We start from the raw sequence: 21,093 nt of genomic DNA, 5'->3' as shown, positions 1-21,093 counted from the left end.
TGGGGGTCCTGTCGACTGGACCCACACCTGTGTTCCCTTACGGGATCGGTGCCGCGGGCACCTGGACTATCCACCCAGGGCGAAGTCGACGGCTTCCTCGAAACTTCGCAGGTCGAAGTAGTCACGCCATTCGGTGATCTTGCCGTTCTGGATGTGCAGGATGCCGTTGACGGGCAACTCGAACGACTTCCCGGTGGGAAGCGCCGTCAGCAGATCGACCCTCTCGGTGAACACGATCCCCTCCCGGGACGCGATGTAGAAGGTGTCGATCTTGTCGATGCGCAACACGGTGAACAGGCCGGCGAGCGTCGTATGGACGGCATCGCGTCCATACGCGGCGGGCAGGGGCATGTTCTGGTACATCGTGTCGTCGGCGAAGTAGTCGATCAGGCGGTCGGCGTCATTGCTGCTGAGGGCCTCCATGAACTCGAGCACCAATGCCTCGTCGGCGCCCACAGGTTTCGCTGCTCCCGACGACGGGTCGGCCCACTGGGGTCGTTGAATCGACTGTGTCACTTTCATTCTCCTGTTGATTGGGTGTATGCCGGAGTGATCGCCAACGTATATGGCGCCGATCACACGCGATGTCCCATATCGAGACAGTCCGCAGCGGTCACACGCTCGTGCGTATCGAAATGCGACGACCGCGACCCGGTGTCGGATGTGAGGCTCGAAGCACCAGCTCACAACCCGGGAGACAAGATGTACGTAGAGGTGACGCCGCCCGGACCGCCCACGGTCCGGGAACCCGATGACTTTCACCGCCTGTCGATCGTGGCGACCAACTCCGGGCAGGCGCCGAGTTCGGTACTCGACGCGCTCCTGTCCGTGAACCTAGCCGTCACTGGGTCGACCCTCGATGCAGTCAAACTCGACGTGGCAGCACTTCGGGAGGCGGCGCGATCAGCTCACCCCACGACCCCCACTCCGCAGTGGGAGCACAGTTTCGACGCGATGCTCGACTACGCACAGCACAAGGGCTGGTTCGAGCCGAACGCCGGCACTGTTGCCGCACATATCGAATGGATGGAAGCCACCCGATGATCATCACTCCCGACACCGTTGCCCTGGTCACCGGAGGAGCGTCCGGCCTGGGCCTGGCCACCACCGCGGAGCTCGTCAGGGCAGGCGCACGTGTCGTCGCGCTCGATCTTCCGTCGGCGGACCTGAGCGGTCTGCACGAGTTCGACGGCGCCGTGAGATTCGTGGGCGCCGATGTACGAGAAAGTGACCAGGTCGGACCCGCTGTCGATATCGCCGCGGGATGGGGTGACCTGCGAATCGTCGTCAACTGCGCGGGGATCGGTGATCCCGCCCGCACCCTGAGCTCGAAAGGGCCGCTCGCTCTCGACCGATTCCGCCGAGTGATCGAGGTCAACCTGATCGGCAGCTTCAACGTCATCCGCCTCGCAGCGCCCGCTATCGCCGGAACCGAAGCCGTCGACGGTGAACGCGGTGTCATCGTCAACACCGCGTCGGTCGCGGCCTACGACGGCCAGATCGGACAGGCGTCCTACTCGGCCTCCAAGGGCGGCATCGTCGGGATGACACTGCCGATCGCCCGGGACCTCGCGGACCGACTCGTGCGGGTGATGACAATCGCCCCCGGAATGTTCGAAACCCCTATTCTCAAAGGACTTTCGGACGACGCACGCGCATCGCTCGAAGCTCAGGTCCCGCACCCGTCCCGGCTGGGGCGGCCCGCCGAGTACGCCGGGCTGGTCCGGCACATCGTGGAGAACCCCATGCTCAACGGCGAAACGATCAGACTTGACGGAGCGATCCGCATGGCGCCCCGATGACCACCGCCGAGAACCGGGTCGCCCTTGTCACCGGTGCAAGCCGAGGAATCGGCGCCCGGATTGCCACCGCCCTCGCTCACCGCGGGTGGGACCTCACCCTCAGCGCCCGCCGTCCGGAGTCGCTTCAGGAGTTCGCTGAGAATCTCGCCGAGAAGACCGGCAGGCGGGTCCTCGCGGTTCCCGCCGACATGTCTGACGAAGATGCTGTCTCCGAACTCGCCGGACGTCACGATGAATCCTTCGATCGGCTCGACGCGCTCGTCCTCAACGCCGGAATGGGTGCGATCGGACCGTTCTCCGACTTTCCGCTACGCAAGCTGGACAAGCTGTTCACCGTCAACGTCAGGTCCGCGTATCAACTCGTCCAGCAACTCCTGCCGACACTTCGAGAGACAGGTACCCGTTCGACGACGGGTGCCCGCGTCATCGCGATGGCATCGATGGCCGGGGTCAGCGCAGAGCCGCTGAACTCCGCCTACGGGGCCACCAAAGCCGCGCTGATCTCCCTGTGCGAAACCCTCACCGTGGAGGAACACGCCCACGGCGTCTCCGGTGTCGCCGTGTGCCCCGGTTACGTCGCCACCGACATGACGGCAAGCCGGGACGATGTCGACGCCGACACGATGATCACAGCCGACGACGTCGCCGACCAGACAGTCGCAGTGACTCAACTGTCACGGACAGTCGTCATTCCGCGGCTGCTATTGACACGCCCGGGGCCCAACCTCTGGCACGCCTGACCCACCCAACGCGGTATCACCCCTGCCGATCAATCAGACCGGCACCCACCAACAAGGAGTTTCTCTCGTGACCATCGACGCAGTGATCGTGGACGCCGTCCGCACCGGATCCGGGCGCGGCAAGCCGGGCGGTGCACTCTCCGGCGTGCACCCCGCAGACCTTCTCTCCCAAACCCTCAGCGCCCTTCTCGCTCGCAACGATTTCGACCCCGCGTTGATCGACGACGTGATCGCGGGCTGCGTGTCGCAGACCGGTGAGCAAGCCCTCAACATCGCCCGCACCGCTGCACTGCGAGCCGGGCTTCCCGAATCCGTGCCGGGCACCTCCGTCGACCGTCAGTGCGGCAGTAGTCAGCAGGCCGCGCACTTCGCCGCACAGGGTGTCATCGCGGGGGCGTACGACATCGTCGTGGCCTGCGGCGTCGAGTCGATGAGCCGGATCCCGATGGGAGCGAGCTCGCAGGGCCAGGACCCCACCGTGGGACCGTTGTCGGACCGGTACCCGGACGGACTGGTCAACCAGGGCGTGTCTGCTGAACTCATCGCCGCGAAGTGGGGTCTCGACCGCGCGACTCTCGACGAGTACGCGGCCCGCTCGCACCGGCTCGCCGACGAGGCGCATACCGCTGGCCGTTTCAAGCGCGAACTGATCCCGATCACCCTCCCCGACGGCTCGATCCACCGCGTAGACGAGACCCTGCGGTCCAGCACCACCGCAGAAGGCCTCGGCGGACTGAAGCCCTCGTTCGCACGCCCGGAATACGACGAGCGGTTCCCGCAGATCAACTGGTCGATCACCCCGGGAAACTCCTCGCCGCTGACCGACGCCGCGTCCGCTGTTCTGATCATGTCGGCGACCAAGGCAGCCGAGCTGGGCCTGACCCCGCGCGCCCGGTTCCATTCCTTCGCGGTTACCGGCAGCGATCCGCTCTACATGCTCACCGGCGTCATCCCGGCCACCCGCAAGGTGCTCGAGCGCCGCGGTCTGCGTATCGATGAGATCGACACCTACGAGGTCAACGAAGCATTCGCTCCAGTGCCGTTGTGCTGGGAGAAGGAGCTCGACACCGATCCCAAGAAGCTCAACCCCAGTGGCGGTGCGATCTCCCTAGGCCACGCGCTCGGTGCGTCAGGGACTCGCCTGCTGACCACGATGGTCGGTAACCTCGAGCACACCGGTGGACGGTACGGGTTGCAGACGATGTGCGAGGGCGGCGGCATGGCGAACGCCACCGTCATCGAGCGCCTCTGACCCGAGGCGAGAAGCGGATACGACTGTGGCCTCCTCCCGATCGGGAGGAGGCCACAGTCGTATCGGCTCGTCAGACGGCGGGCTCGAAATGCGAGATGTCGAGAATCTGTCCGGTGCGCTCCTCGGCCCACACCGCACGCACCCGTGACTCAGCCGGCAGTTGTGCCCGGATGCCCGCCGGGTCGGAGAAGTCCAACCCGACGATGTAGTGCATCAGCAAGGTGTCGGCGCCGTCCAGGCGAATACCACCGATGGCGTACGGAGCCTTCGGGCCACCGCGGAATCCCTGCCACACCACGGTGAACACGACGAGGTCACCTTCACCGCTGAGCTCGACCCATTCGTCGTTTCGCTCGAACGAGTCCTCGCAGTATGCCTGCGGGGGGACGTAGACCTTCGTCGACTTGGCTCCGGTGTTGGCGAGGATCTTCTTCTCCCGCAGACCCTGCATGAACCGGCCCCAAGTCTCACCGAGATGGATGTCGTAGTCCAGATCCCAGTGCACGGGAGTTGTGGTCACGGCCTGGTCGATGGTGCTGGTGGTTTCGCTCATGATGCGTGCTCCTCGGTCGATCGTTCGAATACTGCCAAGTTCTCGAATTGGAAGAAGGTTCCTCCGGTGCCGTGCGCCAACCCGGTGCGGGCACCGTCGACCCGGATTTCTTCCGGCGCATCGCCCATCACTTGCCACGCCACGTAGACGTACGGAGCGAGTTCGCCCGCGACCCCGGCGTTGGTGCATTTCGGCCCGCCGGAAAGGTTGATCGGCAGGCTGCCACCCTGTCGGCTGTCCGGCGACTTGATGAGATCGATTCCTTTTCCGGCAGGACACAACTGAAGTGCCTCGAGCTGCATCGGCTGCATGTGGGCGTACGGGGCGAAGACTTCCACGACATCGAACTCGCGATACGGATCGCGGATGCCGGCCTTCGCATACACCCGCCGAGCCAGCATGGCGAGGTTCTCCATGGCGCCGAAGTCGCCCTTGCCGCCGCCGAGGTACGGGTCACCGGAGGTGCCGATCGCCCGGATCACTGCAGGTGTCGTCTTCAGCGAACGCGCGGATTCCTCGGAGGTCACCAGCATGGCGCACGCCGAGGTCGACACCGGGCACACCATCGGCTGCGTAAGTGGCGACGACAATGGGGTGCCGCCGACGACCTCGTCGACAGTCAGGGTGTATCGCAGGTGGGCGTAGGGGTTGCGGGAGGCCTTCTCGTGATCGGCGACCGCGACAGCAGCGAAATCGGAGACGCTGACGCCGTGCCGCGCCTGATAGGCACTCGCAGCGAAGGCACCCATGTGAAATCCCCCCATGCCGAGAGGCTGCTCGACGACCATCGGAGAGTTGGTGTTGATCGCGGACTGGAGATCATGGACCCCGTAGAATGTGGGGCCGCCGACAACGAGAACACGCTCGTGGGTGCCGGCACTGACCATGCGCGCCGCGACCTGCATCAGGTTTCCGCCGGTCGTGCCACCGGTGTTGACCACCGTCAGCGGGATGTTCGCGCCGAGTCCGAGCAAGCGTGAGCGGTGCTTGCCGCCGAGCACGGTGCCCTCGAACCCGTCGATGTTGCCGACCACGATGGCGTCGATGCTGCCAGGGGTCGCGCCGGAGTGCTCGAGGGTGCGCCAGGCGGCCTGCTGGCACAGTTCGATGAACGAGAACTGTTGTTTGCGTGGAGAAGTGGCCTCGGTGATGCCGACACCGGCGACTACTGCATGTCGAGCCATTTCACACTCCCTGTACTACGAGGACGGTGCTGTCGATTGCGACAGCACCGGTGACGGTGTCGACCGAATGCACCACCGCTGTTGTTTGGGCCTCCGCCTCGGCAAGCCGGTCGAGCGCGTCCGCCAGCCTCACGGCGCCGTTGGCCAAACCGGGGTAGACGCCTGCTGTCGACCCCCAGCGATTGATGCGATCCGCTGCGAGCCCGTCGAGCCCGAGGGCGTCCAACAGCGGGCGGTACATGCTGGCCGTCGGTGCGGTGAACTCCAGCAGATCGATCTCCTCTGCCGGGGTGGTAATGCCTGCATTCCGGTATGCGGTGGTCGCGGCGTGTCTCGTCGAGGCACCGACGTCGGTCAGCCATTCCGTGCCGTGGACGTATCCACCGGTACCCCGTCCGAAACCGGTGATCACGGCATTGCGGCCCTGTAGGCGCGCCGCCCGGGCAGGTGAGGCAAGCACTACCGCAACGGCACCGGTGCCGTGTGCCGGCAGCATCAGTTCGGTCAGCGCACCGTTTGCGGGATCGGCGGAGAGCACGTCGGCGCCGGTGACACGGTCCCGACGAACCGACCGGAAATGCCCCACCGACTTGTTGATCTCCACCGCCGCGATGTCGGCCAACTCGGTGATTTCCACGTCGTGTTCGAGCGCCCAGGCCGTGTGCAGCGCGTACGTCGCCTCGGCCGTGAGGCCGACGGGGCGCGCGAAGTGCGGGTCGAAGGCCAGATTCGAGATCTGCTCGAGGAACGCGCGCCGCTGGGCACCGCGGCTGGTGGACTCGGGATTGTAGACACCGACGGCGACGGCGACCTCGACATCTCCCGAGGAGATCGCTTCTGCGGCCGCGAGAATCGCAGTCCCGGAGTCGGACTCGAGCCGATACGAGTCTTGGAGGTAACCACCGGACGCCGAGTTCGTCAGACCTGAGGAAATGCTTCGGCCGTCGTAGATGTCCATCGAGGCGGTCACCGTGAGTCCGATGTCCTGCTTGCGCAGCGCCGCCTCGCCGAGGGCGCGGGACACGACGTCGTAGACAAGTTCGTCGAGGACGGCGTCGTGTTCGGGGACGAACGGCGTGCAGGCGAGACCGACGACGGCCACTGGCGCCGCTCGACCTCCCGCTGATCCGGTCACTGTCATGGATCAGTCGAGGAATCGATAGACCACGGTGGCCACGCACGCCGGCTTCGCGGAGCCCTCGCACTCGACTGCCGCGGCGATGGCGACCTGGACCCCCGCGGGAACCTTGTCCACTGCGGTGATGGTGGAGGACAGCCTGATCCGCGAGTCGGCGGGCACGAGGGAGGGGAAGCGGACCTTCTCGAGGCCGTAGTTGACCACCGAGGACGCCCCGGGAACCGACAGGGCGTCGGCGACCAACGGGCCTATCAGCGACAGTGTCAGGTAGCCGTGCGCGATGGTGCCGCCGAATGGCCCGGTCTTCGCCCGCTCGGCGTCGACGTGGATCCACTGGTGATCACCGGTGGCGTCGGCGAAGGTGTCGATGCTCTGCTGATCGACGACCACCCAGTCCGTGGTGGGCAACGCGGTTCCCACCGCGTTCACCAGGTCGTCCGGGGTGGCGAAGACCGCCGGCGATGTTGTCATTGTTCGCTCCGATCCGTTGTCTCGCTCGACGACGGTAATGAGAACGAGCGGGTACGGGTGTCGCAGTCTGCGCCACATGGAGGTGTGTCAGAGCGCGACATCCGACCGCTCCGGATCCGTGTGAGAGTCGGGCAGACATCGTTGACAGAAGGATTCGAGCCGTATGACTGACACGACCACCGCCGCCGCGGTCTCCGCCGGCGATCCCGTCACTGAGGACGGGCTGCCCACCTACGTGGCTGACTTCCTGTCCATGCACGATCCGGCTGCCACACCCCGGATCGATTTCCTTCGTGCCCGGTTCGATGCAGGCCTGGCATGGGTGCAGTACCCGATCGGCTGCGGTGGCCTCGGCCTCGACGCAGCCGCACAGTCGATCGTCGACGCAGCGCTGGAGGCCGTCGCGGCTCCGGACAACGCGCCGCACCGTAACGTCATCGGCCTCGGCATGGCAGCGCCGACGATTCTCGCTCACGGCACACCGGAACAGCAGCGCCAATGGCTGCGGCCGCTGTGGACGGGCGAAGAGATCTGGTGCCAGCTGTTCAGTGAACCCGCAGCGGGCTCGGACCTGGCGTCGCTGGGAACCAAAGCGGTACCCGACGGCACGGATTGGGTCGTCAACGGGCAGAAGGTCTGGACATCGCTGGCCCACGAGGCGAGCTGGGCTCTGCTGATCGCCCGCACCGATCCCTCCGTGCCCAAGCACCGCGGCCTGACGTACTTCGTCTGCGACATGCGTTCGCCTGGTGTCGATGTCCGTGCACTGCGCCAGCTGACAGGCGAAGCGGAGTTCAACGAGGTCTTCCTCGACAACGTCCGGGTGCCGGATGACAACCGGCTCGGCGAGATCGGCGCCGGATGGAAGGTCACCCAATCGACGCTGATGAACGAGCGCGTCGCCATCGGCGCCGGGGCCGCACCACGCGAAGGTGGACCGATAGGCTTCCTCGCCGACCTGTGGCGGCGTGAGGACACCCATCGCACCATCGGATCCTTCGACAAGCTGGTGCAGCTGTGGGTCGAAGCCGAGACGATGCGCCTGACCACCGAACGCCTTCGTCAGCAGGCAGTGGCAGGAACCCCGGGCCCCGAAGGGTCCGGATCCAAGCTTGCCTACTCGCTACTCGCGCAACGAGTGTCGAGCCTCGAACTCGACATTCTCGGTGACCGAGGACTCCGGTTCGACGACTGGAGCTTCCGTCGCCCAAACCTCGACGAGGAACGCAACCGCCCCGCCGGATACCGATTCCTGCGCACCAAGGGCAACTCGATCGAGGGTGGCACCTCGGAGATCATGCGCAACATCATCTCCGAACGAATCCTCGGCCTGCCTGCAGAAAGCCGCACCGACACCACCATCCCCTGGAACGAGCTGCCCCGATGACCACCGGCATTGAACGTCCTTCTACCGACCTGCTCTACTCCGAGCAGGAAGAGTTCCTTCGCGAGACCGTCCGGGACGTCTTGAACAAGGCCTGTGACTGGGCCTCAGTTCTTGCCCTCACCGAGTCCGAGAGCGCGATCGACCGCTCGCTGTGGCGCACGCTCGCCGCAGAGGTCGGCGGCGCCGCGCTGGCCCTGCCCGAGGACATCGGCGGCGCCGGCGCGAGTTGGCGTGAGACCGCCGTGGTACTCGAGGAACTGGGCCGCTCGATCGCCCCGGTGCCGTACCTGGGTAGTTCCGTCATCGCCACCGTCTACGCGCAAGAGATCGGGGCCGGCGACCTCCTCGCGAGCCTGGCCGCCGGTGAGACGATGGCGGCTGTCGCGGTTTCTGCCGGCTCACCGTGGTTCCGATCTCTCCCACAGGTTGTCACGGCCTCCGATTCCACCCTGACCGGAACTGTCTCGACGGTGGCAGATGCCGCCGCAGCGGACACCCTGCTCGTACCCGTCGGTGAGGATACGTACCTGGTCGACCCGGCCGCAGCCGGTGTCCGGTGCACCCAGGTGGTATCGCTCGACGAGACCCGGCCGCTGGTCGACATCGAGTTCAGCGCGGCACCAGCCCAGCGCCTCGAAGGCACCCAGTCGGCCGGTGCCGCGACCGCGGCAGCCCTGCGCGCGGGCACCGCGCTGCTCGCATCCGAACAACTCGGTCTCGCCGAACACTGCCTCACCGCCACGGTCGAATACCTCGGTGTTCGACGCCAGTTCGGGCGGGCTCTCGGGTCGTACCAGGCACTCAAGCACCGCCTGGCCGACCTGTGGGTCCAGATCAACCAGGCCCGGGCGGCAGCCCGGTACGCCGCGGACTGCCTCGCCGCGGGCAGCGACGATCTCGCCGTCGCGGCCGCCGTCGCCCACTCGTGGTGCTCCGAGGTCGCCGTGCACGCAGCGGAGGAGTACGTGCAACTGCACGGCGGTATCGGGTTCACCTGGGAGCATCCCGCCCACCTCTACCTCAAGCGCGCCAAGAGTTCGACCCTGATGTTCGGCGGTCCGGACATCCACCGCACCCACCTCTCGGGTCTGGTCAACCTTCCGCTTCCGACGCTGGAGAACATCTGATGACCGATCTGACCGGGCGCGTTGCGGTGGTGACAGGCGGAAACGGGGGCATCGGGCTGGGCTTGGCCGAAGGCCTCGCGGCCGCCGGTGCCGATGTCGCGATCTGGGCGCGCAACGTCGAACGTAGCGCTGCCGCCATCGATGCCCTGCGCGGGCGCGGCGTCCGCGCGCACGCCATTGCCTGTGACATCGGCAGCGAAGGCGACGTGCGGCGTGCCGTCGCCGACACCGTCGAGACGATGGGCCGGATCGACATCCTGATGGCCAACGCGGGGATCGCCGACGACAAGCCGTACCTCGAGACCTCGTTGGACGACTGGCAGCGGGTCATCCGTACCAACCTCGACGGCACATTCCTCACGACCCGGGAAGTGGGCCGCTACCTTGTCGATCGAGGCGAGGGCGGCGCGATGGTCATCGTTTCGTCGACGATCACCCGCTACGGCGGGGCGGGCCAGGCCGCATACGCGGCCAGCAAATCCGGGGTGAGCGCTGTCGGCCGCACCCTCGCGGTGGAGTTCGCCCGGCACAGGATCCGCTGCAACATCCTCATTCCCGGCTGGGTGGCGACCCCGATGAACGAGTACCTGCGGGAGAACGAGCGGTTCGTGGACGCGACCACGAAGAGGACACCCGTCCGACGGTGGGCCACTCCTGATGAATTCCATTCCGTAGCAGCATTTCTCGCTGACCCCACCCTGACATTCCACACCGGAAACGAAGTCGTCGTCGACGGCGGCTACACCATCTTCTGATCATCGGCGCAAGGAGCCCATCGAATGAACCTGACCTGTGACTTCTCAACCAGGACCGTGCTCGTCACCGGAGCAGCCCAGGGTATCGGCAAGGCGATTGCTGAGTTCTTCCGTACTGCCGGGGCACGCGTCGCGGTCGCCGACCGCGACGCCACCGAACTGGAGAAGGCGTGGGGCTCGCCGTCGCAGACCGTGCTCCCGGTGGCCATGGACGTGGCCGATCCGGCATCGGTAGCGTCAGGCGTCGGCATCATCGTCGACACCTGGGGGTCGGTGGACGTGGCGGTCAACAACGCCGGAATCGCCCGCGACTCGGTGGTGTGGAAACTGACCGACGATCAGTGGAAGGCCGTACTCGACGTCCACCTCGGCGGAACCTTCAACGTCACCCGTGCGGTGGTGCCCCACATGCGGAAGTCCGGCTTCGGCCGGATCGTCAACGTCACGTCCTACACGGGCATGCACGGCAACGTCGGGCAGGCGAACTACGCGGCCGCCAAGGGTGGCATCATCGCCTTCACCAAGACCGTCGCCAAGGAGACCGCACGATTCGGCATCACGGCGAACGCGATCTCGCCGAACGCCGCGACGGCGATGGTGGCGGCGATCCCGGCCGAGCGCCTCGCCGAGATGACGGAGACGGTGCCGCTCGGGCGGTTCGCAGACCCCTCCGAGATGGCTGCCGCTGTCGCATTCCTGGCATCGGAGGAAGCGAGCTACATCACCGGGGTGGTGCTGCCCGTCGACGGTGGCGTGTCGATGTAGCCGATCTGGGCCGACAGCACGCATCGGGGTGGCGGGGAGCAGTAATGCTCACCCGCCACCCCGATTCGTGCTGTGAGCGAGAGGTTGCCGTCAGTCGCCGACCGCTGGGGGGATCTCGAGCAGGTGCCCCATCCGGTCCCTCTTGGTGCGCAGGTAGGCCACGTTCTCCGGTGTGGTGTGCACCGGCAGTTGCACCCGTTCGGCGATCTCGAGGCCGTAGCCGTCGAGGCCGGTGTACTTCTCGGGGTTGTTGGTGATCAGACGCATTCGGCGCACACCGAGGTCGACGAGAATCTCCGCGCCGACGCGGTAGTCGCGGCTGTCGACGGGCAGACCCAGAGCCTCGTTGGCCTCGACCGTGTCGGCGCCGTTCTCCTGCAGGGTGTAGGCGCGGAGCTTGTGACCGAGTCCGATCCCGCGGCCCTCGTGCCCGCGGAGATACACCAGCACGCCGACTCCTTCCGCGGCGATGCGTCGCAGCGACTCGCGGAACTGGACGCCGCAGTCGCAGCGCAGCGATCCGGCGAGGTCTCCGGTGAGGCATTCGCTGTGGACCCGGACGAGTACGCCGGCCGGGTTGCTCGTGTATGCGGTCAGGTCACCGACCGTCAGCGCGAGATGCTCGGTTCCGTCGGCGGTGGCCCGGTACGCGTGGGCCCGAAAGTGACCGAACTCGGTGGGCAGTTCGGCACTGCCGGTCGCGATGACGGACGATTCCCGCTCACGCCGGTAGCGAACCAGGTCGGTGATGGTGATCTTGGTGAGCTGGTGTTCGTCGACGAAGTCGTCGAGCGACCGGCCGGCGCGCATGGCGCCGGAGTCCTCGACGATCTCGCCGATCACCCCGACCGTCGGAAGTCCCGCCAGGGTCAGCAGGTCGACAGCCGCTTCGGTGTGCCCGGCGCGTTCGAGGACGCCGCCGGCCCGGGCGACGAGTGGGAACACGTGACCGGGTCGGCGCAGGTCCGCGGTGTGGCAATCGGGGTCGGCGAGGGCGCGGAGGGTTCGGGCGCGGTCGGCTGCCGACACGCCCGTCGTGGTACCGACGTGGTCGACGGTGATCGTGAACGCTGTGCTGTGGCAATCGGTGTTGTTTCCGACCATCTGGGGCAGGTTCAGTCTGTCGGCGCGCGCCGTGGACATCGGAGCGCAGAGGATGCCGGTGCTGTGGCGCACCATGAACGCGACCTGGTCGGCGGTGATGGTTGCCGCGCAGCCGATGAGATCACCTTCGTTCTCACGGCCTGGGTCGTCGACCACGACCACCAGCCGTCCGGCGCGAAGGTCTGCCAGTGCCGTCTCGATCGTCGATGTGGTCACGGTGATCTCCTTCTCGGGCATGGGGTTACAGGGTCTCGGGTCAGTTCCGGCCGGAGCGTGGGGCGGGGGTGAAGGTGCGGTCGAAGTAGACGACCGGGGCCGGGTCGCCGAGTCCGACCGACACGACCTCGCCGACGAGGATCGTGTGGTCGCCTCCTGGGTAGCGGGCGTGTGCCCGGCACTCGAGGACCACCGGGGCATCGGCGAGGTGCGGGAGCCCTGAGGTGTGCGGGGTGAAGTCGTCTCCGGCGAATTTGTCGGCGCCTCGGGTCGCGAACCGCCGGGCGATCGATTCGTGCTCCATCCCGGCGATGTGGACCAGCCAGGTGTCCGCGCGTTCGAAGCTCTCGTGACACTCCGCGCCGGTGGCCAGGCAAACGAGGACCAACTGCGGATCCATCGACACCGAGCAGAACGAGCTCGCGGTGAAACCCCGCTGGTGACCCTGTTCGTCGACCGTGGTGACGATGGTGACGCCGCTGGGAAACCGCGCCATCGCCTCTCGGAAGTTGGGGGCGTCGGCCGTGATGTCGGCGGTCATGGTGGGCCTCGATTCGTAGTGCAGGTGGTGACAGGGGTCACTGTATGGAGCGCAGAGCGGCGGGGTTGTCGCAGATCGGGACAGCGCGGCGACCGATGCCGGCTGCGGCGGTGCACATCGCGACATCCGAATCCGCGCGGATCTGCCGCAGCACTGTTGACGCGATGTCAGTAGCTTGTCATCATGGACGTGTTGCACCTCACAGCCTGGGCAGGTCTGTGGTGGGCGACGCCGGAAATGCATGTGCCGCGGGCTCTCGGGCCCCGGCCATGACGAAAGGACACCCGCCTTGTCACTCGACGACCGCACCCGTACCTTGCTGCACGAGCGTGAGCTCTTCCTCGAAGGTGCGGACCCGACCCAACGGGGCATCGTCCGCAAGGAGATCGCACAGTCCTGGAAACGTTCCCTGATGTACGGCCTCGAACCGGAGCGTTCGCGACCCACCTTCCGTCCGGACTCGCAGTCCTCGGAACAACTGCTGTCCGTGGCGGTTCCGGTGATCGAATCCAAGCGCGGTGCCCTCGTCGATTCGTCGAGCAGCCTGACAGTGACGGATGCGAGCGGTTGGGTTGTCGCGCGGTGGGTCGAGGACAGCCGCTTCTCCCGACGCCTGGACCGGCACGACGTGCTTCCCGGGTACTCCTTCGCCGAGACCACGGTGGGTACCAACAGCGGCGGCATGGTCCTCGAAACCGGGCGTCCCGCGCTCGTCGCCGGTCCCGAACACTTCTTCGAGGAGTCGCTGCAGCTCACCTGCGCCGGCGCACCGATCCACCATCCGGTCACCAAACGACTGATCGGAACGCTGAATCTGACCTGCCGGTACAGCGACACCAACCCGATCATGTTGTCCTGGGTGTGCGAGGTCGCTACCCAGATCACGCAGGCGCTCGCCACCTCGGCCACCCGCCGCGAACAGCTTCTGTTCGAGGCATTCCTCGCTGATAACCGCGACAGCCGACACGCCGTGATCTGTCTCGACGAGCAGACCATCATCAGCAACGCCGCGGCCGCCCGAATCCTCGGACCATCCGATCAGGCGATCCTGTGGGAACACGCTGCCCGGGCTCTGCGATCCGATACCGATACCGATGCGGCTCTCCAGAAGACGGTGTCGCTCGCAGACGGCGCCGCGGTGGGCGTCGACGTGGTGCCGGTGACCGACGGCCCCGCCACCGTCGGTGCTCTGCTTCGACTCAAGGTCGCCAGTCACCCGTCACGTGGCGGTTATGCGCCCGAACCCGCGCCCGTGCTCGGTGAGCTCGTCGGAAACTCGCCTGCGTGGCGTGCGATGTGTCACGCGGTCACCGACGCCGGAAACCGCGCACTGCTATTGACCGGCCAGCCCGGCGTCGGAAAGTTTGCAGTTGCGCGTGCGTTGGCCGACGAGCCCGACACCGCCGTGGTCGATGCCCTGACGCAGTCGCCCACGAGCGTGGACTGGGGCACCCGAGTCGCCGATGCCATCGATCGGACTCCGTCGCTGCTGATTCTCCGGCGCATCGACGCCCTCGATCCCGACGACCTGCGCGAAACCGCAACCGCGGTTGCCCGCGCCCGCGCCCGGCAGATCCGAGTCGTGGCAACCACGAGCGCCCCGGCCACCGCGCTCCCGCAACTGGTGGAATGGTTCGATCGAGTCGTCGAGGTTCCCTCGCTCGCAGACCGTGCGGGCGATCTTCCGCTGCTGCTCGAAGCAGTCAGTAGGCGCTACAGCCCGCCGAACCAGAGGATCCACTGGATGCCCGATGCGGTCCAAGCCCTCGGCCGCATCGACTGGGATCGCAATGTCGCCGGACTTGACGCACTCGTACGTGAACTCGTCGCAGGCCGCAGCCGCCGGTACATCGGAGCGCAGGACCTGCCGATCGAGCACCGCGTACAGGCGTCCCGCCGGCAGCTACAGGGCCTCGAACAGATGGAGGCGAAGGCGATCATGAATGCGCTCCGCGACGCCGGCGGGAACAAGCGCCTCGCCTCGGATCGGCTCGGGATCGCGCGATCCACGCTGTACCGGAAGGTTCGATCACTCGGTATCGACATCGACTCCGCCAATTTCTGACGGGACGGTCCGGGCGGTGGCGCAGGTTGCGACATCCACCACCCGGCTTCGAGACACACAATCGACCCATGGTGTCTCATTCCACAGAAACTCAACCCGCCGCGTCGCTACCGCTCATCGCCGATGAAGAGGAAACCCTCCTACGGGAGACGGTCGCCCGCATCGTCGCCAAGTACGGTCACGACTATTTCCAGAAGTGTTCGGCCACCGGGGAACCGATGCAGGACCTCTGGGACGAGCTCGGTCGCAACGGCTACCTCGGCCTCAACATCGCAGAGGAGTACGGCGGCAGCGGCGCCGGCCTGACCCAGCAGGCGATCGTCAGCGAAGAGCTGGCGGCGGGCGGCTGCCCGGAGCTGGCCATGGTGCTCTCCCAGGGCATCGCGGGCAGCGTGTTCGGACGGCACGGAACCGAGGAACAGAAGCGGCAGTATCTTCCCGGGATCGCGAGTGGCGAGAAGAAATTCGTCTTCGCGCTGACCGAGCCGGACGCCGGATCGAACTCGCACAACGTCTCGACCACCGCGATCCGCGACGGCGACGATTACATCGTCAAGGGCACCAAGTACTACATCTCGGGTGTCGACCACTGTGATCACTTCCTCCTCGTCGCCCGTACCGGGACCGACGAGAAGACCGGCCGCGGCCGGCTGACGTTGTTCGTCGTCGATCCGGATGTCGAGGGGCTGACCCGCGAGCTCATTCCGACGGCCCTGTCCGCGCCCGAACGCCAGTTCACCCTTTTCTTCGACAACGTGCGTATCCCTGCCGAACGGGTGGTCGGCGAAGTCGACAAGGGCTTGGTGCCGCTGTTCGACGGTCTGAACCCCGAGCGGGTACTGAGTGCAGTGATCTGTACCGGTATCGCCCGCTACGCCATCGACAAGGCGTGCCGCTACGTCAAGGAACGGACCGTGTGGGGCACGACCCCGATCGGCAGCTATCAGGCCGTCCAGCACCCCCTGGCGGCCGCCAAGATCGAGCTCGAGGCGGCCCGCGGCATGACGTGGAAGGCGGCCGCGCTCTACGACGCCGGCCTGCCCGCCGGGGAAGCGGCGAACATGGCCAAGTACCTCGCATCCAAGGCCGGGCACCATGCCCTCGACACTGCCATCCAGGTCCACGGTGGCAACGGTTTGGCGCTCGAGTACGGACTCGCCGACCTGTGGTCGATCGTGCGTCTGCAGCAGATCGCGCCGGTGTCCTCGGAGATGGTGCTCAATCACATCGCCCAGCACACCCTCGGTTTGCCCCGCTCCTACTGATTCACGAAAGGCATCACCCGATGACTATTGCAGTCAAGGAGCTGGACCCCGGCCTGGTCGGCCGGCAGCTGCCCGGAGACACCACCACCATCTCGCGGCATCAGTCCGCGATCACCGATCACGCGCTCCACGCGGCCGCTGACCGTGACGCGGGCGAGAGCGCTCACTCGATCTGGTTCCTCATCATCGCGTTGCGTGGCATGGGCATCAGCGTCGACGAGTTGTGCGCACTGGCAGACAAGCGAGACACCGACACCCTGCTGTTCGGGACCTGCGGTATCGACCAGATCCAGCCGCTGGCGGTGGGTCACACCTATCGGACGACCGCCTCGATCGACCGCATCGATCGGCGCACCACCAGGGACGGATCGATCCTCGACAGCCTCACCGTGACGGTGACCCTGTTCGACACCTTCGCACCGACCGACCCCGTCGGCGTGGTGACAAGTGTCTACCTGTTCAAGAGAGGGCAGAACTGATGTCCACCAGCGAGATTACGCCCGGCTACACGATCCCGCCGTTCGTCGTGGACCCGGTCGACGGTGAACACATCCGGCAGATCGCACTGATCCTCGACGACCCCAACCCCATCCACTTCGACCTGGACGCGGTCGCCGCCGCAGGTATGGGTGACCGGGAAATCAATCAGGGCGGCTCGACGATGGCGTACATCATCGACATGATCACCTCATGGGCAGGCACCCGGTCCGCCCTCCGGCGGATCAAGTGCCGATTCCGCGACAACGTCCGCGCCGGTGATGCAGTCACCGCCGGCGGGACGGTGCTCGAAGTGACCGGTGGCGGCGACAACCGCCGCGCGCTGTGCGAGGTCTGGGTCGACCGAGGCGACGGCACACGCGTCATCGACGGAACGGTCGTGGTCGCCATTCCCGAAGAGTGATTCGCCGCAACGGCATTCGCAAACTGAAGGAGGGTGGTGCACACCGTGCACCACCCTCCTTCAGGGCTTGGTGAAACGTCTGGGTTCAGCGGAACATCCGCTTGAGCTCCGGTTTGTTGATCTTGTTGTTCCCGGTTCGCGGCAGCGCGGGGACCATCTCGATCCGTCGAGGTCGTGAGAGACCTCTCAGGTCGGGATGGTGCTGACAGAACTCGGCGATATCGGCCACCGTCACTCCCTCGCGGGACGCGACGACGATCGCTGTCACCTGTTCGACCCACCGCTCGTGTGGTGTTCCGATTACGGCAACTTCAGCGACGTCCGGGGAGGAGGCCAGGTAGTTCTCCACCATCTGCGGATAAACGTTCTCGCCGCCGCTGATGATCATGTCGTCGATCCGCTCGACGTATTCGAGCTGTCCGTCGGGCCGAATCCTCATCAGGTCACCCGTTCGGAACCAGCCATCGGTGAACCGCTCCGCATCGGCGTCGGGCCGCTTCCAGTAGCCCGGCGTCACCGCATCACCACGCACCTGCAGTTCCCCGATCTCGGCGCTGCTCTCGGCGACGCGCTGCTGGGTGGTCGGGTCGACCAACTGCCACTGCACCACCTGTTCGAGTGGCCGGCCCAAACAGACCGGCAGCGGGTTCTCCCCGATTCGTTCGCACGCCGCCAACCCGTTCTGCTCGGTTTGGCCGTAGATGTTGATCACCGAGCCGATCCCGGTTGCCTCCCGGAACCGTCGCAGCGGGCCCTCCGGAAGCCCTGATCCACCGACCGCGCAGATTCGCACACTAGGTAGCTGCACCGGTTCCGCGCCACTCATACGGTTGGCAACATCGATTGCCATGGTCGGGACCAGCGCCACATAGCTTGGTGACCAACTCCGCGCCAAATCGACCCACCCGATCGGATCCCATTTCGACATCAGCGTGACCGACCCGCCAGCGACGAGGACAGGAAGGGAAATCAGCTGCAGACCGCCGACATGGAACAGGGGAGTGCACACGAGTGCGCTGTCATCGGCGTTCAAGTCGAAGATGTCAATCGTGGCGTCGACAGCGGCCCCTGTAGTCCGATGAGTTTGCCGAACACCCTTCGGGATTCCGGTCGAACCGCTGGTGTACATCAGGAGTGCTTCGTCCCCGTCGAGCCGAGGCACAATCTCGTCCCGCTCGGGTAGCGTCGTCACGTCGTGCCACGTCCAGGTCGCGCCGGCGGTGGCGGCGTTCGGCCCTACCGCCAGGATCCGCTCCGCGCCGCCCAACCCGTCGCACACGTCCTGGATCAGCTCGACCTCGCTGTCGGCAACCACGATCAGCGTGGGATCGGAGTCTTCGACAGCGTGCCGCAGGGGTCCCCGCGGGACGGACAGGTTGTACGGCACCGCAATCGCGCCCGCCATCCAGATCCCGAGGAGAAAGCAGAAGGACTCGAGCCGGTTGGAGGCGTAGACCCCGACACGATCGCCAGGCACCACACCGACGGAGTCGAGAAACGCCGAGAACTGCCGGGAGACGGCGACGAACTGCTCGAACGTCAGCTCATCACCACCGAATCGGACTGCGACCGCGTCGGGTCGGCGCGCTGCGACGCGGACGAGGACGTTGGAAAGGTTCACGTGCATCCTTCGTCAGAAGTAAAGGTCCGGAAGCCGACCGGCACGAAAGTCGCCGAAATCAGCCTGTGGTGTAGAAGTACACCCCTGTTCGCGGCCCGAGGATGTCGCAATCGAATACACCCGCTGGGCACTGTCGCGAAACGCGACAACCCCGGCCCCACCTCCGCACAGAGAATGTGTCGTACGACACAACATCTGTACAAGTAGAGGAGTAGTTGTGGGTCGAATTGAAGGCAAGGTCGCCCTGATCACGGGAGCGGCACGAGGCCAGGGGCGAGAGCACGCGATTCGCCTCGCCGAGGAAGGAGCGGACATCATCGCGGTCGATGTTCCGCGGGAGATCGTCGACATCGGGTACGAAGCCGGCACGGCCGACGAACTCGCCGAGACCGCCCGTTTCGTCGAAAAACTCGGTCGCCGCGTCATCACGTTCGAGGTCGACGTCCGCGACGCCGAGGCCCTGACGAACGGGGTGAACGGGGCTGTCGCCGAACTCGGTCGACTCGACATCGTCTCCGCCAACGCGGGCATCGCGAGCAACCCACACCTGGCGCACGAGATTCCCGAAACGACGTGGCAGCAGATGCTCGACATCAACCTCACCGGTGTCTGGCATACGGCCAAGGCAGGCATCCCGCATCTGATCGAAGGCGGCCGGGGCGGCGCGATCGTCCTCACCAGCTCGGCTGCGGGGCTGAAGGGTTACGCCCGCATTGCCCACTACGTCTCCGCCAAGCACGGTGTCGTCGGGCTGATGCGCAGCCTCGCGAACGAACTCGCTCCGCACGGCATCCGAGTGAACTCCATCCACCCCACTCAGGTGGATACCCCGATGATCCAGAACGAGGGCACGTACCGAATCTTCCGCCCGGACCTCAAGGCTCCAACCCGGGAGGACTTCGAGCCCGCGTCGGCGTCGACGAACGCCCTGCCGATTCCGTGGGTGGAGCCGCGGGATGTCAGCAATGCGCTGTTGTTCCTGGTCTCGGACGAGGCACGGTACATCACCGGCGCCACCCTGCCCGTCGACGCGGGATGCCTGATCAAGTGACCGACACGCACCATGGGCCCCTCGCCGGAATCCGAGTCCTCGAACTCGCCGGCGTGGGGCCCGCCCCACATGCAGCACTCATGCTCGCCGACCTCGGCGCCGACGTCGTCCGGGTTCAACGCCCCGACCCCTCCAGTACCCCGGCCCCGGACCCCACGCTGCGCGGACGTCGAATCATCACCGCGAACCTGAAGGACCCGGACGACCTCGACGACGTCCGGGCGCTCGCGCTGAGGGCCGACATCCTGATCGAAGGATTCAGGCCGGGAGTCGCAGAGCGGCTCGGCCTGGGCCCGGACACCTTCGCAAACGTCAATCCCGGCTTGATCTACGGGCGAATGACCGGGTGGGGTCAGGACGGCCCGTGGGCCGCAAAACCCGGCCATGACATCAACTTCATCGCTGCCACGGGCGTACTGAACGCGATCGGACCGGCTGAAGGTCCTCCGTTACCGCCACTGAATCTCATCGGCGATTTCGGTGGCGGCTCGATGTTCCTGATCGCGGGGCTGCTGGCCGCGCTCGTCGAGCGGGCACGGTCCGGACGAGGCCAGGTGGTCGACGCGGCGATGCTCGACGGAACCCTGACCCTGGCCCACTCGGTCTGGGCGATGCGAGCCGCCGGCGACTGGACCGATGAGCGAGGTGCCAACGTGCTCGACGGGGGTGCACCGTATTACGACTGCTACCGGACAGCCGACGGCGGCTACATGGCTGTGGGAGCGATCGAGCCGCAGTTCTATCAGGCGCTCCTCGACGGTCTCGCCATCGAGGAAGCACCCGATCGCGACGATCGGTCCCGATGGCCGGAGCTGCGTGAGCTGTTCGCAACAGCGTTCGCGACCCGGAGCCGCGCCGAGTGGGAGACAGTCTTCGACTCGATCGACGCCTGCGTGACCCCGGTGCTGTCATTCGACGAAGTGTCCGGTCAGCCTCAGGTGGCCCACCGGCAGGCGATCGGTCCTCGCGACGGCGTTCTGCAGCCCGGTGCCGCACCGCGCCTGTCCCGAACACCTAACAGAGCCGGCCAGGCCGCCGTGGTCCTGACCGACATCAGCTCGATCTGGTGAACGAGGAGCTTCGGGGCCACACCACTCAGTGACCCCGAAGCTCCCCTCCGACAGCGACGTGCGCAATCGTGAATCGACCGCGGTC

The 21,093-nt window shown here is 66.2% G+C and carries 22 protein-coding genes; 14 read left to right on the top strand and 8 right to left on the bottom strand.

Going from position 1 to position 21,093, the window contains the following annotated elements; translation table 11 throughout:
• Positions 1-66 precede the first annotated feature (66 nt).
• Positions 67-522, bottom strand: coding sequence for a limonene-1,2-epoxide hydrolase family protein (locus tag AZG88_RS19820; RefSeq protein WP_231914099.1), 456 nt, complete (start codon positions 520-522; stop codon positions 67-69).
• A gap of 180 nt (positions 523-702) precedes the next feature.
• Here AZG88_RS19820 and AZG88_RS19815 point away from each other — a divergent pair, with 180 nt between their 5' ends.
• From AZG88_RS19815 to AZG88_RS19800, 4 genes are all read left to right on the top strand, one after another.
• The gene (locus tag AZG88_RS19815; RefSeq protein ID WP_061698660.1) at positions 703-1,044 is read left to right on the top strand and encodes a hypothetical protein; all 342 of its coding nucleotides are present in this window, start codon (positions 703-705) and stop codon (positions 1,042-1,044) included.
• Complete coding sequence (locus AZG88_RS19810) at positions 1,041-1,802, top strand: SDR family NAD(P)-dependent oxidoreductase (RefSeq protein ID WP_061698659.1); 762 nt, start codon at positions 1,041-1,043, stop codon at positions 1,800-1,802. The genes AZG88_RS19815 and AZG88_RS19810 overlap by 4 nt, the downstream gene beginning before the upstream one ends.
• Positions 1,799-2,542: an SDR family NAD(P)-dependent oxidoreductase gene (locus AZG88_RS19805; protein WP_061698658.1), complete on the top strand. Its 744-nt coding sequence runs from the start codon at positions 1,799-1,801 to the stop codon at positions 2,540-2,542. Before AZG88_RS19810 ends, AZG88_RS19805 begins: the two co-directional genes overlap by 4 nt.
• Positions 2,543-2,609: 67 nt before the next feature.
• Entirely contained in the window at positions 2,610-3,794 is a 1,185-nt protein-coding gene (locus AZG88_RS19800) for a thiolase family protein (protein WP_061698657.1), read from the top strand.
• A gap of 70 nt (positions 3,795-3,864) precedes the next feature.
• Here the strand turns inward: AZG88_RS19800 and AZG88_RS19795 are convergent, their stop codons facing one another.
• The 4 genes from AZG88_RS19795 to AZG88_RS19780 are packed head-to-tail and all read right to left on the bottom strand — an operon-like array spanning position 3,865 to position 7,140.
• Entirely contained in the window at positions 3,865-4,347 is a 483-nt protein-coding gene (locus AZG88_RS19795; protein ID WP_061698656.1) for a Zn-ribbon domain-containing OB-fold protein, read from the bottom strand.
• A complete protein-coding gene (locus AZG88_RS19790; RefSeq protein WP_061698655.1) occupies positions 4,344-5,531 on the bottom strand; it encodes a thiolase family protein in 1,188 nt (395 codons plus the stop codon). The genes AZG88_RS19795 and AZG88_RS19790 overlap by 4 nt, the downstream gene beginning before the upstream one ends.
• Position 5,532: 1 nt before the next feature.
• On the bottom strand, positions 5,533-6,633 hold the full coding sequence (locus tag AZG88_RS19785) for a hypothetical protein (protein WP_231914098.1): 1,101 nt from the start codon (positions 6,631-6,633) through the stop codon (positions 5,533-5,535).
• Positions 6,634-6,675: 42 nt separating this feature from the next.
• Positions 6,676-7,140, bottom strand: a complete 465-nt coding sequence (locus tag AZG88_RS19780; RefSeq protein ID WP_061698653.1) for a MaoC family dehydratase — start codon at positions 7,138-7,140, stop codon at positions 6,676-6,678.
• A gap of 163 nt (positions 7,141-7,303) precedes the next feature.
• Here AZG88_RS19780 and AZG88_RS19775 point away from each other — a divergent pair, with 163 nt between their 5' ends.
• The 4 genes from AZG88_RS19775 to fabG are packed head-to-tail and all read left to right on the top strand — an operon-like array spanning position 7,304 to position 11,174.
• Positions 7,304-8,527 carry an acyl-CoA dehydrogenase family protein gene (locus AZG88_RS19775; protein WP_061698652.1) on the top strand — a complete coding sequence of 408 codons (1,224 nt, stop codon included), beginning with the start codon at positions 7,304-7,306 and terminating at the stop codon, positions 8,525-8,527.
• Positions 8,524-9,654 carry an acyl-CoA dehydrogenase family protein gene (locus AZG88_RS19770; protein ID WP_061698651.1) on the top strand — a complete coding sequence of 377 codons (1,131 nt, stop codon included), beginning with the start codon at positions 8,524-8,526 and terminating at the stop codon, positions 9,652-9,654. Before AZG88_RS19775 ends, AZG88_RS19770 begins: the two co-directional genes overlap by 4 nt.
• The gene (locus AZG88_RS19765) at positions 9,654-10,409 is read left to right on the top strand and encodes an SDR family NAD(P)-dependent oxidoreductase (RefSeq protein ID WP_061698650.1); all 756 of its coding nucleotides are present in this window, start codon (positions 9,654-9,656) and stop codon (positions 10,407-10,409) included. The genes AZG88_RS19770 and AZG88_RS19765 overlap by 1 nt, the downstream gene beginning before the upstream one ends.
• A gap of 24 nt (positions 10,410-10,433) precedes the next feature.
• Complete coding sequence (gene fabG, locus AZG88_RS19760; RefSeq protein WP_007299604.1) at positions 10,434-11,174, top strand: 3-oxoacyl-ACP reductase FabG; 741 nt, start codon at positions 10,434-10,436, stop codon at positions 11,172-11,174.
• Positions 11,175-11,264: 90 nt separating this feature from the next.
• Here the strand turns inward: fabG and AZG88_RS19755 are convergent, their stop codons facing one another.
• Together AZG88_RS19755 and AZG88_RS19750 are read right to left on the bottom strand one after the other, a co-directional pair.
• Positions 11,265-12,515, bottom strand: a complete 1,251-nt coding sequence (locus AZG88_RS19755) for a bifunctional 3,4-dihydroxy-2-butanone-4-phosphate synthase/GTP cyclohydrolase II (RefSeq protein WP_061698649.1) — start codon at positions 12,513-12,515, stop codon at positions 11,265-11,267.
• Between the two features lie 19 nt (positions 12,516-12,534).
• Positions 12,535-13,035 (bottom strand): flavin reductase family protein, encoded by a 501-nt coding sequence (locus AZG88_RS19750; RefSeq protein WP_007299606.1) that lies wholly within the window; start codon positions 13,033-13,035, stop codon positions 12,535-12,537.
• A 289-nt stretch (positions 13,036-13,324) separates the two neighbouring features.
• On the opposite strand from AZG88_RS19750, the gene AZG88_RS19745 reads away from it, so the two are divergent.
• From AZG88_RS19745 to AZG88_RS19730, 4 genes are all read left to right on the top strand, one after another.
• Positions 13,325-15,100, top strand: a complete 1,776-nt coding sequence (locus AZG88_RS19745; protein WP_061698648.1) for a sigma-54-dependent Fis family transcriptional regulator — start codon at positions 13,325-13,327, stop codon at positions 15,098-15,100.
• A 68-nt stretch (positions 15,101-15,168) separates the two neighbouring features.
• Positions 15,169-16,365, top strand: a complete 1,197-nt coding sequence (locus tag AZG88_RS19740; RefSeq protein WP_061698647.1) for an acyl-CoA dehydrogenase family protein — start codon at positions 15,169-15,171, stop codon at positions 16,363-16,365.
• 20 nt (positions 16,366-16,385) lie between these two features.
• Positions 16,386-16,844: a hypothetical protein gene (locus AZG88_RS19735; protein ID WP_061698646.1), complete on the top strand. Its 459-nt coding sequence runs from the start codon at positions 16,386-16,388 to the stop codon at positions 16,842-16,844.
• A complete protein-coding gene (locus tag AZG88_RS19730; protein ID WP_061698645.1) occupies positions 16,844-17,266 on the top strand; it encodes a MaoC family dehydratase in 423 nt (140 codons plus the stop codon). Before AZG88_RS19735 ends, AZG88_RS19730 begins: the two co-directional genes overlap by 1 nt.
• Positions 17,267-17,351: 85 nt before the next feature.
• Here AZG88_RS19730 and AZG88_RS19725 read toward each other — a convergent pair whose 3' ends face one another.
• Entirely contained in the window at positions 17,352-18,893 is a 1,542-nt protein-coding gene (locus tag AZG88_RS19725) for a class I adenylate-forming enzyme family protein (RefSeq protein WP_231914097.1), read from the bottom strand.
• Positions 18,894-19,104: 211 nt separating this feature from the next.
• Here AZG88_RS19725 and AZG88_RS19720 point away from each other — a divergent pair, with 211 nt between their 5' ends.
• Positions 19,105-19,938, top strand: coding sequence for a mycofactocin-coupled SDR family oxidoreductase (locus AZG88_RS19720; RefSeq protein ID WP_061698644.1), 834 nt, complete (start codon positions 19,105-19,107; stop codon positions 19,936-19,938).
• Positions 19,935-21,008, top strand: coding sequence for a CaiB/BaiF CoA transferase family protein (locus AZG88_RS19715; protein WP_156517549.1), 1,074 nt, complete (start codon positions 19,935-19,937; stop codon positions 21,006-21,008). The genes AZG88_RS19720 and AZG88_RS19715 overlap by 4 nt, the downstream gene beginning before the upstream one ends.
• The last annotated feature ends 85 nt before the right edge of the window (positions 21,009-21,093 follow it).

The organism is Rhodococcus sp. LB1 (assembly GCF_001583455.1).
Lineage (GTDB): Bacteria > Actinomycetota > Actinomycetes > Mycobacteriales > Mycobacteriaceae > Rhodococcus_F > Rhodococcus_F opacus.
This window is presented reverse-complemented; position numbering and strand designations above follow the sequence as displayed.